At 66.5% G+C, this 13,564-nt stretch carries 16 protein-coding genes; 7 read left to right on the forward strand and 9 right to left on the reverse strand.

All coding sequences use genetic code 11. From position 1 onward, the window contains the following. Positions 1 to 106 precede the first annotated feature (106 nt). From OG716_RS15915 to OG716_RS15935, 5 genes are all read left to right on the forward strand, one after another. Positions 107 to 343 carry a histidine phosphatase family protein gene (locus OG716_RS15915; RefSeq protein ID WP_405138380.1) on the forward strand — a complete coding sequence of 79 codons (237 nt, stop codon included), beginning with the start codon at positions 107 to 109 and terminating at the stop codon, positions 341 to 343. A 481-nt stretch (positions 344 to 824) separates the two neighbouring features. Then, a complete protein-coding gene (locus tag OG716_RS15920; protein WP_405138381.1) occupies positions 825 to 2,300 on the forward strand; it encodes a xanthine dehydrogenase small subunit in 1,476 nt (491 codons plus the stop codon). Then, positions 2,297 to 4,720 carry a xanthine dehydrogenase molybdopterin binding subunit gene (gene xdhB, locus OG716_RS15925; protein WP_405138382.1) on the forward strand — a complete coding sequence of 808 codons (2,424 nt, stop codon included), beginning with the start codon at positions 2,297 to 2,299 and terminating at the stop codon, positions 4,718 to 4,720. The genes OG716_RS15920 and xdhB overlap by 4 nt, the downstream gene beginning before the upstream one ends. 1 nt (position 4,721) lies before the next feature. Continuing rightward, a complete protein-coding gene (gene xdhC, locus OG716_RS15930; protein ID WP_405139705.1) occupies positions 4,722 to 5,618 on the forward strand; it encodes a xanthine dehydrogenase accessory protein XdhC in 897 nt (298 codons plus the stop codon). Between the two features lie 64 nt (positions 5,619 to 5,682). Next, a complete protein-coding gene (locus OG716_RS15935; RefSeq protein ID WP_355119996.1) occupies positions 5,683 to 6,186 on the forward strand; it encodes a nucleoside deaminase in 504 nt (167 codons plus the stop codon). 43 nt (positions 6,187 to 6,229) lie between these two features. Here the strand turns inward: OG716_RS15935 and OG716_RS15940 are convergent, their stop codons facing one another. The 3 genes from OG716_RS15940 to lexA all read right to left on the reverse strand — a co-directional run bounded on the left by OG716_RS15940 (position 6,230) and on the right by lexA (position 8,269). Then, positions 6,230 to 6,940 carry a hypothetical protein gene (locus OG716_RS15940; RefSeq protein ID WP_405138383.1) on the reverse strand — a complete coding sequence of 237 codons (711 nt, stop codon included), beginning with the start codon at positions 6,938 to 6,940 and terminating at the stop codon, positions 6,230 to 6,232. An 85-nt stretch (positions 6,941 to 7,025) separates the two neighbouring features. After that, positions 7,026 to 7,481, reverse strand: a complete 456-nt coding sequence (locus tag OG716_RS15945) for a DUF4189 domain-containing protein (protein WP_327145822.1) — start codon at positions 7,479 to 7,481, stop codon at positions 7,026 to 7,028. Between the two features lie 68 nt (positions 7,482 to 7,549). Then, entirely contained in the window at positions 7,550 to 8,269 is a 720-nt protein-coding gene (gene lexA, locus OG716_RS15950) for a transcriptional repressor LexA (protein ID WP_405138384.1), read from the reverse strand. 31 nt (positions 8,270 to 8,300) lie between these two features. Between lexA and OG716_RS15955 the strand changes: the two genes are divergently transcribed. Further along, positions 8,301 to 8,927 (forward strand): hypothetical protein, encoded by a 627-nt coding sequence (locus tag OG716_RS15955; RefSeq protein WP_355120003.1) that lies wholly within the window; start codon positions 8,301 to 8,303, stop codon positions 8,925 to 8,927. 32 nt (positions 8,928 to 8,959) lie between these two features. Here the strand turns inward: OG716_RS15955 and OG716_RS15960 are convergent, their stop codons facing one another. From OG716_RS15960 to OG716_RS15970, 3 genes are all read right to left on the reverse strand, one after another. Beyond that, the gene (locus OG716_RS15960) at positions 8,960 to 9,487 is read right to left on the reverse strand and encodes a hypothetical protein (protein ID WP_405138385.1); all 528 of its coding nucleotides are present in this window, start codon (positions 9,485 to 9,487) and stop codon (positions 8,960 to 8,962) included. Between the two features lie 116 nt (positions 9,488 to 9,603). Beyond that, the gene (locus OG716_RS15965) at positions 9,604 to 9,945 is read right to left on the reverse strand and encodes a YrdB family protein (protein ID WP_405139707.1); all 342 of its coding nucleotides are present in this window, start codon (positions 9,943 to 9,945) and stop codon (positions 9,604 to 9,606) included. A gap of 101 nt (positions 9,946 to 10,046) precedes the next feature. Then, positions 10,047 to 10,493 carry a MerR family transcriptional regulator gene (locus tag OG716_RS15970; RefSeq protein ID WP_405138386.1) on the reverse strand — a complete coding sequence of 149 codons (447 nt, stop codon included), beginning with the start codon at positions 10,491 to 10,493 and terminating at the stop codon, positions 10,047 to 10,049. Between the two features lie 24 nt (positions 10,494 to 10,517). On the opposite strand from OG716_RS15970, the gene OG716_RS15975 reads away from it, so the two are divergent. Further along, positions 10,518 to 11,297: an SDR family NAD(P)-dependent oxidoreductase gene (locus OG716_RS15975; protein WP_405138387.1), complete on the forward strand. Its 780-nt coding sequence runs from the start codon at positions 10,518 to 10,520 to the stop codon at positions 11,295 to 11,297. Between the two features lie 79 nt (positions 11,298 to 11,376). On the opposite strand, the gene OG716_RS15980 is transcribed toward OG716_RS15975, so the two are convergent. Genes OG716_RS15980 through OG716_RS15990 form a run of 3 tightly spaced genes read right to left on the reverse strand, consistent with a single transcriptional unit; the run spans position 11,377 to position 13,564 of the window. Beyond that, entirely contained in the window at positions 11,377 to 11,802 is a 426-nt protein-coding gene (locus OG716_RS15980) for a metal-sulfur cluster assembly factor (RefSeq protein ID WP_405138388.1), read from the reverse strand. Beyond that, positions 11,795 to 12,283 carry a Fe-S cluster assembly sulfur transfer protein SufU gene (gene sufU / locus OG716_RS15985; protein ID WP_405138389.1) on the reverse strand — a complete coding sequence of 163 codons (489 nt, stop codon included), beginning with the start codon at positions 12,281 to 12,283 and terminating at the stop codon, positions 11,795 to 11,797. The genes OG716_RS15980 and sufU overlap by 8 nt, the downstream gene beginning before the upstream one ends. A 3-nt stretch (positions 12,284 to 12,286) precedes the next feature. After that, positions 12,287 to 13,564, reverse strand: coding sequence for a cysteine desulfurase (locus OG716_RS15990; RefSeq protein ID WP_405138390.1), 1,278 nt, complete (start codon positions 13,562 to 13,564; stop codon positions 12,287 to 12,289).

Here is a 13,564-nt window from a genome sequence, read left to right on the forward strand (position 1 = left end):
GCCGAGGTCCGCGAGCGCTGCCCGGACGAGCTCGCGGCATGGCGAAAGTCCCCGACGGCAGTCCCCGACGGCAGTGCCGGGCGGCACGGGCGAATCGTTCGAGGTCGTGACACGCCGTGTCATACTCTCGCGGGACAAGCCGCTGACGCAGCACGCCGGGCGCACGGTGCTGATCGTCTCGCACATCGCACCCCTGCGGACGCGGATCCGGCTGGCGCTGGGCGCACCGCACGATTCACTGTTCCGGATGGAGCTGGCGGCAGCCTCGGTCTCGGAGGTCGCGTATTACAGTGCGGGGAACCCTGCACTGCGATTGCTGAACGACACATCACATCTGCGCTGAGCCCGTTGTATCGCAGTATCGCAACGGCGCGTTTACCGTGAGAAACACTGCCGCCATATCCATTTGTGCGATAAACCAATGCATTTGGACGTCGGAGCTCGGTTTGTCGCACATTCCTACAAAGCGTCGGCGGTACCCGCACGTCAGCTTGACCGATGGTCCCGCACCGACGTAGTTTCGAGTGAAACGACTCGTGAGCTGCCGGAAGGAGACGAAGTCGTATGCCGAGCCTCTCCGACCTGCGTCGCCTCGCTCACCGCACCGCCTGGATTCCGGGCCGGGTAGCGCACGGCTGCTGAGCAGCCCCTTCCCGGTGTGCCCGATTGCGGCCCCGGCACATTCCGATCTCTGTCACCGCCTGCGCACCTCTTTACGTGCTGATTTGCGCTCGGGTTCTCCGGGCCGCGCCGACGAAATAGAAAGCTACTGAAATGGCGACTAGGATTATCAGATCGACCGCGCACCGAAATGAGGATGTGCCATGGTAGCGGCGCGAATCACGGTCAATGGGGAGGTCACCCCGATTTCCCCGGCGGCTCCCCACACAACGGTCCTGGATTTTCTTCGCGACCGTGGTTTCACCGGGAGCAAAGAGGGCTGCGCCGAGGGTGAATGCGGCGCCTGTTCGATCATGGTGGCTCGCCCGGGCGTCAATCAGCCCACCGACTGGGTGGCGGTCAATGCCTGTCTGGTCCCCGTCGCCTCCCTCGACGGCCAGGAGATCGTCACCGCCGAAGGACTCGGCACGCTCGATGCCACGGGGGTACCGACCGAACTGCACCCGGTGCAGCGGGAGATGGCTATTCGCGGTGGCTCGCAATGCGGTTACTGCACACCGGGATTCGTCTGCAGTATGGCCTCCGAGTACTACCGCCCCGGCCGCTGCGCCTCGGCGGCCGAGGCTGATACCCACGGCCATGAGGCCGACCACGAACACGGCCCCAATGGCTTCGACCTGCACTCGCTGAGCGGAAACCTGTGCCGCTGCACCGGTTACCGGCCGATCCGCGATGCGGCGTTCGCCCTCGCCGAACCGAGCGCCGACGATCCGCTCGCGCAGCGCCGGGCGCAGCCCGCACCCGCACCGGTGGCCACCGAGTACACCCTGGACGATCGCACCTTCCGCCGTCCGGAGACCCTGGCCGAAGCGGTACAGCTTCTGCGTGAGCGCCCCGATGCGGTGCTCGTCGCCGGCTCCACCGACTGGGGCGTGGAAGTGAATATCCGTGCCCGGCGCGCGGATTACGTGATCGCGATCGATCGACTCCCGGAATTGCGGGAGCTGCGCGTCGAATCCGATCACATCGACATCGGCGCCGCCGTACCGCTCACCGAGATCGAACGACGCCTCGACGGCACCGTGCCGCTGCTGGCACAGTTGTTCCCGCAGTTCGCCTCCCGGCTCATTCGCAATAACGCCACCTTCGGCGGCAATCTGGGTACCGGCTCCCCCATCGGTGACAGCCCGCCCGCGCTGCTCGCCCTCGGTGCGTCGGTGGTGCTCGCCTCCGCGGACGGAGAGCGGGAGATCGAGTTGGCCGACTACTTCACCGGCTACCGGCAGAGCGTGCGCCGGGCCGATGAACTGATCCGCGCGGTGCGCATCCCGCTGCCGCTGGCTCCGGTGACGGTCTTCCACAAGATCGCCAAGCGCCGCTTCGACGATATCTCCAGTGTGGCAGTCGCTTTCGCACTGGATATCGAGGACGGCATCGTCCGCTCGGTGCGCATCGGCCTGGGCGGTGTGGCCGCCACCCCGATCCGCGCCCGTGACACCGAGGCCGCGCTCATCGGCCGGCCGTGGTCGGCGGAGACCGTCGCGGCGGCCGCTCTGATCCTGAAGTCCGAAGGCACGCCGATGAGCGATCACCGCGCCAGCGCCGCGTACCGCTCCGCAATGCTCGGCCGGAGTCTGGAAAAGCTGTACGCGCAAACCACCGAGGCGGTGCTGTCATGAGTAACCTGTCCGAACGCCCCGAGAAGCCCGTAGTCGGCGTGCCGATGCCGCATGAAAGCGCATCACTGCACGTCACGGGCAGCGCGCTTTACACCGACGATCTGGTGTTCCGCACCAAGGATGTGCTGCACGCCTTCCCGGTGCAGGTCATGAAGGCGCACGGGCGGATCACCGCCCTGCGCACCGAGGCCGCGCTCGCCGTGCCCGGTGTGGTGCGGGTGCTGACCATCGATGATGTGCCCGGCGTGAACGACGCCGGTATGAAGCACGATGAGCCGCTGTTCCCGACCGAGGTCATGTTCCACGGCCACGCGGTGGCCTGGGTGCTGGGCGACACGCTGGAAGCGGCCCGGCTGGGCGCGGCGGCGGTCGTGGTGGAACTCGAGGAACTGCCCGCGATCGTCTCGGTGCGGGAAGCGATCGAGGCCGACAGTTTTCACGGCGCGCGGCCCCTGATGATTCGCGGCGATATCGACGAGGGCTTCGCCGATTCGGCGCACGTCTTCAGCGGCGAATTCGAGTTCAAGGGCCAGGAGCACTTCTATCTGGAGACGCACTGCGCGCTGGCCCAGGTCGACGAGGGCGGCCAGATGTTCATCCAGAGCAGCACCCAGCACCCGTCCGAAACCCAGGAAATCGTCGCGCACGTGCTCGGTCTGCACAGCCACGAGGTGACCGTGCAGTGCCTGCGCATGGGCGGCGGCTTCGGCGGTAAGGAGATGCAGCCGCACGGGTTCGCGGCCATCGCGGCGCTCGGGGCCAAGCTCACCGGCCGGCCGGTTCGATTGCGGCTCAACCGGACTCAGGATCTGACCATGTCCGGTAAGCGGCACGGCTTCCACTCCACCTGGAAGATCGGGTTCGATGCCGACGGCCGCATCCAGGCCCTGGACGCCACGCTGACCGCCGACGGCGGCTGGAGCCTGGACCTGTCCGAACCGGTGCTGGCCCGCGCGCTGTGCCATATCGACAACACGTACTGGATTCCCCACGCACGCGTCGCCGGTCGTATCGCACAGTCGAATACGGTGTCCAACACCGCTTTCCGCGGCTTCGGCGGTCCGCAGGGCATGCTGGTCATGGAGGACATCCTGGGCCGGTGCGCACCGCTGCTGGGTCTGGATCCGGCTGATCTGCGGGAGCGGAACTTCTACCAGCCCGGTCAGTCCACGCCGTACGGTCAGCCGGTCGGCCAGACCGATCGGATCGGCAAGATCTGGCACGAGGTGCAGGACGGCGCCGACTGGACCGAGCGGCAGCGCGAGATCGCTGCCTTCAATGCCGCGCATCCGAATACCAAGCGTGCCTTGGCGATCACCAATATCAAGTTCGGCATCTCGTTCAACCTGACCGCCTTCAACCAGGGCGGCTCACTGGTGCTGATCTACAAGGACGGCTCGGTCCTGATCAATCACGGCGGCACCGAGATGGGACAGGGCCTGCACACCAAGATGATGCAGGTCGCCGCGACCACGCTCGGCATTCCGCTGCACAAGGTGCGCCTGGCTCCGACGCGAACGGACAAGGTGCCCAACACCTCTGCCACCGCGGCCAGTTCTGGAGCTGACCTCAATGGCGGCGCGATCAAGAATGCTTGCGAGCAGTTGCGCGATCGGCTCGTTCAGGTCGCCGCGACCCAGCTGGGCACAAACGCCTCCGATGTCCGCATTGTCGAAGGTGTCGCTCGTGTCCTCGGCAGTGACAAGGAACTGGACTGGGACACCCTGGTCCGCACCGCGTATATGCAGCGGGTGCAGCTCTCGGCCTCCGGTTACTACCGCACCGAGGGTCTGCACTGGGACGCGAAGGTCTTCCAGGGCTCGCCGTTCAAGTACTTCTCCTACGGCGCCGCCGCCACCGAGGTCGAGGTGGACGGCTTCACCGGGGCCTACCGCATCCGTCGTGTCGATATCGTGCACGACGTCGGCGACAGCCTCTCGCCGCTGATCGACATCGGTCAGGTCGAAGGCGGATTCGTGCAGGGCGCGGGCTGGCTGACACTGGAAGACCTGCGGTGGGACACCAGCGACGGACCCAATCGCGGCCGGTTCCTCACCCAGGCGGCCAGCACCTACAAGCTGCCGAGCTTCTCGGAAATGCCCGAGGAATTCAATGTCACGCTGATGCAGAACGCCACCGAGGAGGGCGCGGTCTACGGCTCCAAGGCGGTGGGCGAACCGCCGCTCATGCTGGCGTTCTCAGTACGTGAAGCATTGCGACAGGCCGCCGCGGCCTTCGGGCCCGCCGGAACCAGTGTGGATCTGGGCTGCCCGGCGACTCCTGAGGCGGTCTACTGGGCGATCGAAGCAGCCCGGACCAGCGACGTGCACAGCAATGGCCACACCAACGGCAACGGCAAGGGCCACACTGGGAACGGCACTGGGATTCCCACCGACGCAAGCGTTTTGAGCCGTGTCTGACATGGGCTGGGTGGCCGCGGTCGGGCAGTTGCGGGCCCGCCGGGAGCCCGGCGCGCTGGTGACCGTCGCGACAGTGCGCGGCCACGCGCCGCGCCGGGCCGGCGCCAAACTCGTTGTGGGACAGACGCAGACGTGGGGTTCGATCGGCGGCGGCAATATCGAGGCCGTCGCGATCGATCGGGCCCGCGAGCTGATGGGCACTCGAGATCCAGAGCCGGAACTGATGGAATTCGCCCTCAATGACAAGGTCACCAACCGGCACGGCGTGCAGTGCTGCGGCGGAGCGGTCACCGTACTGCTGGAACCGCTGCCGGTGGGCCCCGTGGTGGCGATCTTCGGTGTCGGGCACGTCGGGCTGGAGCTGGCCCGAATCCTGTCCCGCCACAATCTCGATCTGCACCTGATCGATACCCGTCCCGACGTCCTCACCGACGAACGCCTCGGCGTGCTCTCGGATGGCCTGGCGCAGATCCACATCCACCACACGCCGCTGCTCCCGGAGGAGGTGCTCGCCGAGCTACCGCCCGGCACCCACGTCCTGATCATGACCCACGATCACGCCGAGGACGCCGCGCTGTGTGATGCGGCCGTGCGCGATACCGATCTCGGCTCGATCGGATTGATCGGCTCGTCCGCCAAATGGGCGCGGTTCCGGCAGCGCCTGGCCGGCGAGGGCGGGCTCGGCGCCGCCGCCATCGATCGGATCAAGACCCCGATCGGCATTACCGGAATCACCGGAAAAGAACCGGCCACGATCGCGGTGAGCGTCGCGGCGGACCTGTTGCGCACCTTCGAACAGGATCGGGCGGCGGAAAAAACTCCGGCCGCCCCCTTGGCAAAGTCTACGAAAAGCGGGTCTCAGCCTGCGGAGGTCTTCATGTCTTCCACCCCTAGCTGACTCCGCCCGGGTGCGATGTACTTCATCCGGGTAATCCCCACCGTATTTCGAAAAAGGAGTGACCGTGACCGCGCACATCCAAGAAACGAACGTCCAGGAACTAGAGCGCGCCTGGATGAACGAGGCGATCAGGTTGGCCACCACCAGCGTGACGGAGGGCGGCGGTCCGTTCGGCGCACTGGTCGCCAAGGATGGCGAGGTCGTCGCGATCGGGCACAACCAGGTCACCGCGACCCTGGACCCCATGGCGCATGCCGAGGTGAGCGCCATGCGGGCCGCCTGCAAACAGCTGGACACCTTCACGCTCAAGGGCTGCGTACTGATCACCTCGTGTGAGCCCTGCCCGATGTGCCTGTCCTCCGCACTGTGGGCGCGCATCGACCGGATCGTCTACGCCGCCGATCGGCACGATGCCGCGGTGGCCGGATTCGACGACCGCGTCTTCTACGACCTGTTCGAAACCAAGCCGAAGTCGATGTGGCCCACCCGGGTCGAGCAGCTGGATCTGCCGAACCGCACCGCGCCGTTCGACGCGTGGCTGGCCAAGGCCGACCGCATCGACTACTGATCGCGGCCACTGTGGCGGGCCTGTGGTGATCCTCGGGCCGGCCCTAGGCGTCCGCGGCGGCGCGGACCCGGCCCTCCCGGAAGAACTCCAGCAGGCTCTCGACGGTGGAGACCTCGGACCGGGAGCGTTTGGCCCCGAACGGGGCATTCCAGAAATCACCACGGCGGCGCGTCCACGGTCCCACGTAGGCATACGGCTGGGGGTTCTGCCAATCTCCCGGCGAGACACCGTAATTCACCTCGTCGATCGCCACCGACAGGTCGAAGTGCTCGGGCCACAGGACCGGCTGTTCGGTGGCGAGACGCCGTAATGCGGTGTCCCCCACCGCGAACCAATCATGTACGGAAACCGCGGCCGCATTGTCGACGGTGAAGGGCTCTTCCGGATCCATGCCGGTGCCCTCGCTGTAGAGGCCCTCGGGCGGCCCGGCGGCCTCGAACCCGGCGGCGAGCGCGAGGTCACTGTAGCTGCCGTGCAAACGGATCCGGCCCTGCGGCCACACCAGATCGGTGCCGGTCACCGATACCGGCCATTTCATACCGGTGAAACCACCCAGCACGATTCGCATTCTGATACTGCCGAACCGCCGGTACTGCGGGCCCGCGATGAGCAGTTCCGCCGCCGCGTGCAGTGCGAACCGGGTGTCCTCGTAGGTGATGTCGTCCACCTCGAAATCATCTCCGGCGCGATGGGTGGTTTGCTGGGGAATGAGGCCGAGCAAACAAAAGTGCGCCGCACCGGACGAATCCGGCACGGCGCACTGGTGCGATCAGCGCTCGTGGGCACTGGTGCGATCAGCGCTCGTGGGCACTGGTGCGATCAGCGTTTGTAGCGAGTGCTCAGTGAGCGTTGTCGGTGCACGCCGACAGGACCACCTTCGCCGCACGCGGCGAACCCGAGCCCGTATCCGGGAACGCGGGGGCGCTGGTGCCCAGTGCGTTCACCGCGGCGGTCTCGGCATCACCCTTGGTGGCGGCCCACGCCCAGCCGAAGCGGGAGTCCGCGCCCTGCGAGACAGCGCCGCAGGCATTGGCGAAGTGGACCACGACCTGGCAGTCACCACCACCGCATTTGTTGACGGCGGCGCCGTCGGCGCCGTCCCAGTTGCCATAGTTGACCGCATAAGCGACATTTCCGGTGCTTCGCGACAGCGCCAGGGCGCCGTAGAGATCACCGGAGGCGGCCGTGAACCCGCCATCGGTTCCCACCGCATTGGCGGGACCGGCGGCAACGGCGCCCATCGCGGCCATCGAGGTGATGGCGAGGCCGATTCCAGCCTTGCGCAGCAACGACATTCGATACTCCCCGGGATGAATTGATATAACGGGTCGAATCATCGTCGAGCCAAACCCCAAAGTCCAATTCAGACGCGGCGCATTACCGAAACAACTTTGCCCAGGACCACGGCCTTGTCACCGTCGATGACGTCGTACGCGGGGTTGCGCGGTTCGAGATACACGTGACCGTTACGGCGGCGATAGACCTTGACGGTGGCCTCGCCGTCGATCATGGCGGCGACGATCTCACCGGAGTGCGCTTCGGCCTCCTGGCGGATCACCACGATATCGCCGTCGCAGATGGCGGCGTCGATCATGGAGTCACCGCGGACCCGGAGTCCGAATACGGTGCCGCGGCCCACCAATTCCCGGGGCAGCGAGAGCACATCATCGGTGTGCTGTTCGGCCAGGATCGGCGTACCCGCGGCAATATCGCCGACCACCGGCACCGAGACCGAATCGCCGTTCTGCTGCTGCTGGGCGCCGGCGCGCAGGAACAGGCGCACGTCCATCGGGCGGGTGACCGATTCACCGCGTGCGAGGAAACCGCGGTCCTCGAGCGCCTTCAAATGTTTGGATACCGACGAACCGGACTTCAAGCCGACCGCGTCACCGATCTCGCGAGTGCTGGGCGAATACCCGTGCTGCTGCACCCAATCGCGGATGGCGCACAGAATCTGCTGCTGGCGCGGAGCCAGGGTCGAGGTGTCGAGGTGGGCGAACCCGTCGTAGTCGTCGTATCCGGTCACCCGGGCATCGTACGGTGCCGGCCCGCGCTTACCCCGGCGTGACCGGCTCCGGCCCATCGTGTCGGCCTCGTAGATTAGGTTGGTCCGGGTGAGTTGCGAATTCGTCGTACTACCGGCTGATTCCGTCGCTTCGGCCGATGCGGTCGAGGCTTATGTGGCGTCCAGCGATGGCATACCGGCCGTGAGCCTGGGGCCGATTCTGGCCGGGCTATGGCGCTGGAACACCGAGATTCCGGTGTGGAACGGCCGGATCACGCTAGCCGCCGTGGGCGAGTGCGTGCGGGTGTCGGTGCCCGAGCATGCGGCCTGGCGGGTGCTGCTGTGGATCGAAGAGCTCATCGCCGGAACCGAATTCGCGCTTTACGATCCGCGGGATCGGTCGCTGGAGAGCCCCGAGATGCGCGAGTTCCGGGTGAATGTCGGCGGTACCCGGTACTTCGATGTGCTGACCAAGCGCCAATTGCACACGTGGATACCGCAATTGCAGGATTTGGCCCCGACCCCGTTCCTGATCGTCCAGGAACCGGATGATCCGGACACCTTCATCCAGACCTTCCGCCAGGGCACCGACGACTACCTGCTGGAGTATCGCGAGGGGGGTCATATGCTCACCACCACGCTCGACAATCCGCTGCGCATCGCCGATTACATCTGGGACTGGGCCGATGATCGCCGCAAGAATCTCGACCGGCTGTTCTGGACCAAGAGACCCTGAGGCCCGCCCGGATTCAGTAGTACCCGACCGGTTCAGTAGTAGAAGCACACCAGGCCGAGACCCTCGGCCTGGCAGGTGCGCGCCCAATCCCGCAGTTCCGCCACCGATCCGCGAATGGCGTCATCGGTGAGCCGCTCCAGTTCGACCTCGGCCAAAGTGTCTGCCATGGCGCCGATCCGGTGACCCTCGACAAACCCGATGCTCGGAAAATCATCGATCGGCGGCAGCTCGATCGGCGCTCCGCCGAGCACCAGCCCCGCCGGATCGAAGTCCACCCCGAGCTCCGCCAGCGCCTCCTCCACCATCGAGAAGTACCGGAACCGCATCCCCGCCCAGTGCGCATTGTTGAGCAGCGTGCCGGCGTGGTGGCACAGCACCTCCAGCGCATGCCCGTAGGTAGGCCCGAAGTCCTCGTGCATGGCCTCCCCCAGCAACAGCTGCCGCATCACATCCCGCGGCGTCAGCCCGAGCTCCTCGGCCTCGTCCAGCCGATCCAGCACATGCCGCGGCGAGGACCGCACCACATGATCGGAGAACTCCTGGCTATAAGAACCGACCAACCGGATCCCTTCCAGGTCAACGGCATACGGGCTCACGATGTAGGACACAGCTCCCCTTCCGGCATGAACGGGCAAACCCTAGCAGCCGGACCGGCCACGACGGATCGATCCACCGCTCAATCGATCTGATGCAAAACCCTCGCCAATACGGCATTCACGACAAACACCACCGCGAACGCCGCAGCCAGCCTGCGCCGCCGCATCACATAGACCGCGGCAATCCCGACACCGAACCAGCACACCTCGAACACGATCCGCCCCACCCCACTGAGCGAACTCCCAGGCGACCCGAATGTCCCCCACACACTGGCCATCACAGCCGCCAGCCCCAACCCGGCGAACGCCCGGACCGCAGTGGACTGCTGCCAGGTGAACGGCCAGTACCCGACGGCCACCAGGGTCGCCAGTTCCAGCGCGAACGCGACAGTCGCATTGAGCGCCTTGATAATCGACAGCATCACCTGGCGACCCCTTCCTCGGCGCGGGCCGCGCACGAACCAAGCAGTTCTACCACCGCCCGGCACCGGCCGCTCGTCAGCTGCCCGAGGCCACAGACCGGCTAGGCCCTCGGCACCCACAGCTGGTCGGCGTCACCGGCGGCTACGCGGCCACGGTAGACATCGATCTTGCGGTCGATGAGTCCGAGATTGTCTTGCAGCTCAGCGATTTTGGCGGCCACCTGGGCGCGGTGGGCCTCCATGAGGGCCAGGCGCTCCAGCTCATTGCCGCGGCCCGCGGCGACGAGCTCGGCGTAGCGGCGGATGGTCTTGATGGGCATACCCGTGGCGCGCAATCGAGTGCAGACGGTGATCCAACTCAGATCGAGTTGGTGGTAGCGGCGCTGGCCGCCGGAGCTGCGGTCGACCGCGGTGACGACCAGGCCCGCACGTTCGTAGTAGCGCAGGGCGTGGGCGCTGATGCCGGTGCGGCGTGCGGCCTCGGCAATGCTCAGGCCTTCGTCGGGGATGGCAGCCGGCGACGCGGACTGCGGCTTGACTTCGAGCATGCTCTAGAGATTAGCGTCGTAGATATGAGCAATTCGCAGTCACTGGAAGGCACTCGGGCGGTGGTCACGGGCGCTACCGGCGGGCTCGGGCGGGCTATGGCGGCCGCGCTGGTTCGGGGTGGGGCGCAGGTGGTGGTGACCAGCCGGAGTCGGGAGCGGGCGGAGGAGGCGGCTCGGGAGTTGGGGGCGGGGGCGGTCGGGATCGCGTCGGATGTCCGGGATCAGGAGTCGGTGGCGCGGCTTGTCGGGGCGGTGCACGAGCGGTTCGGGGGGATCGATCTGCTTGTGAACAATGCCGGAATCGGTATGCGCACAGTGAATCCCAGATTTCTGGAACAGTCGCTGCCGTTCTGGGAGGTGCCGCCGGACGGGTTCCGCGACGTGATCGAAACGAAGCTCACGGGGGTGTTTCTGGTGGCGCGCGCCTTTGTGCCGGTCATGCTGGCGGCCGGGTCGGGGCGGATCGTGAATATCTCGATGAGCACCTCCACTATGACCCGGGTCGGATTCGTGCCCTACGGGCCGGCCGGTGCGGGGATCGAAGCGCTGTCGCGGATCATGGCGGCCGAGTTGGCCGAGACTCCGGTGCGGGTGAATATGCTGCTGCCCGGCGGGGCGACGGCGACCGGCATGGTGCCTGCGGACGCCCCTACCGAAGTGCGTGCGCGACTGCTGGATCCGTCGATCATGGGGCCGCCGATCGCCTGGCTCGCCTCGGAGGCGGCCGAGGACGTGCACGATGAGCGCATTATCGCGTCCGAGTTTCCGGAGTGGCTGACGGCGCGCTCGAGCAGCACGCTGTAGGCCGAAAACGACTGTCGCCCCTGCTGTTTCCGGCAGGGGCGACAATGATGCGGCGCGGGGCATCGGCTCCGCGGGCGAGCTATACGGTGAAGCCGAGGGCGCGCAGCTGCTCGCGGCCGTCGTCGGTGATCTTGTCCGGGCCCCACGGCGGCATCCAGACCCAGTTGATCTGCAGGTCGTCGACCAGGCCGCTGCGGACCAGGGCATTGCGCGACTGGTCCTCGATCACGTCGGTGAGCGGGCAGGCCGGCGAGGTCAGCGTCATATCCATCTTGCAGATGCCGTCGGTGACCGTCATGCCGTAGACCAGGCCCAGATCGACGACGTTGATGCCGAGCTCGGGGTCGACCACATCACGCATGGCCTCTTCCAGGTCCTCGAGGAATTTGACCTCTTCCTCGGTCAGCTCGACCTGCGGTGCGGCGCTCTCGGCCACAGCGGTCTCCGACGCGGCGGCCTCGGCCGCCGGAGATACGGCAGTCTGCGATTCAGTGGTCTCACTCATCGTTCTTCTTCTCCCCGTTCGACATCGCCGGCTTGGTCTCCTCGGCGGAGGCAATCTGCACCACCGCGTCCTTGAACGCCATCCAGCCCAGCAGCGCGCATTTGACGCGCGCCGGGTACTTGGACACGCCCGCGAAGGCAATGCCGTCGCCGATCATGTCCTCATCACCTTCGAGGGTGCCGCGGCTGGAGATCATCTCGTTGAACGAGTCGACCACCTTCAGCGCCTGCTGCACCGGCAGGCCGATGACCTGGTCGGCGAGCACCGACGTGGAGGCCTGGCTGATCGAGCAGCCCTGGCCGTCGTAGGACACGTCGGCGACATCACCCTTGTCGTCCACCTGGACCCGCAGGGTGATCTCGTCGCCGCAGGTCGGGTTGACGTGATGCACCTGCGCACCGAACGGCTCGCGGAGCCCCCGGTGGTGCGGGTGCTTGTAGTGGTCCAGGATCACTTCCTGGTACATCTGCTCCATGCGCATGATCTATGCAACTCCGAAGAAGCTCTGGGCCTTCCGCACCGCGGCCAGCAGTGCGTCGACCTCGTCGAGGGTGTTGTAGACGGCGAACGAGGCACGCGCGGTGGCCGGAACGCCGAGGCGGCGCATGAGCGGCCAGGCGCAGTGGTGGCCGACGCGAATGGCGACGCCCTCGTCGTCGAGGATCTGGCCCACATCGTGGGCGTGAATGCCGTCCACCACGAAAGATACTGCGCCGCCGCGGTTCACATTGTCCGTCGGGCCGACAATGCGCACGCCGTCGATCTTGGCGAGCCCCTCGAGCGTCGCGCTGACGAGCGAATGCTCGTGCGCCGCAACAGCATCCATGCCGATGGCTTCCAGATACCGCACGGCCGCACCCAGTCCGACCACCTGCGAGGTCATCGGCACGCCGGCCTCGAAGCGCTGCGGCGGGGCGGCGAAGGTGGTGGCCTCCATCGTCACCGTCTCGATCATCGAGCCACCGGTGATGAACGGCGGCGTCTCCTCGAGCAGCGCGTAACGGCCGTAGAGCACGCCGACGCCGGAGGGACCGAGCATCTTGTGCCCGGAGAAGGCTGCGAAGTCGACGCCCAGCTCACGGAAGTTCACCGGCATATGCGGCACCGACTGGCAGGCGTCGAGCACGACCAGCGCGCCGACTTCCTTTGCCCGGCGCACCATTTCGGTGACATCGGCGATCGCGCCGGTCACATTCGACTGATGCGTGAACGCGACGACCTTGGTGGCAGCGGACAATTCGAGCGAATCGAGGTCGATGCGCCCGTCATCGGTGATGCCGTACCACTTCAGCGTCGCCCCGGTGCGGCGCGCAAGCTCCTGCCACGGAACGAGATTCGCGTGATGCTCGAGCTCGGTGATGACGATCTCGTCACCGGGTCCGACGTGGTACGGGAACCGGCTGTCCGCGAACGAGTAGGTCACCAGGTTCAGCGATTCGGTCGCGTTCTTGGTGAAGACGATTTCGCGAGCGTCCACGCCGACGAAGCGGGCGATATCCGCACGCGCGTCTTCATAAGCGTCCGTGGCCTCTTCGGCCAGTTGATGAGCACCACGGTGCACCGCCGCATTGTGCTGGGTGAGGAAATCGCGTTCCGCATCCAGCACCGCCGTAGGCCGCTGCGAGGTGGCGCCCGAGTCGAGATAGACCAGGGGTTTACCGTCTCGCACCGTGCGGCTGAGGATCGGGAAGTCGGCGCGAATGCGGGCGACGTCCAGAGCGGGCAGCCCGGCGAGCCGGGAATCGCGCACCGTGGTGGTCAT

Origin of the sequence: Nocardia sp. NBC_01388, assembly GCF_045040085.1 — a bacterium.
Lineage (GTDB): Bacteria > Actinomycetota > Actinomycetes > Mycobacteriales > Mycobacteriaceae > Nocardia.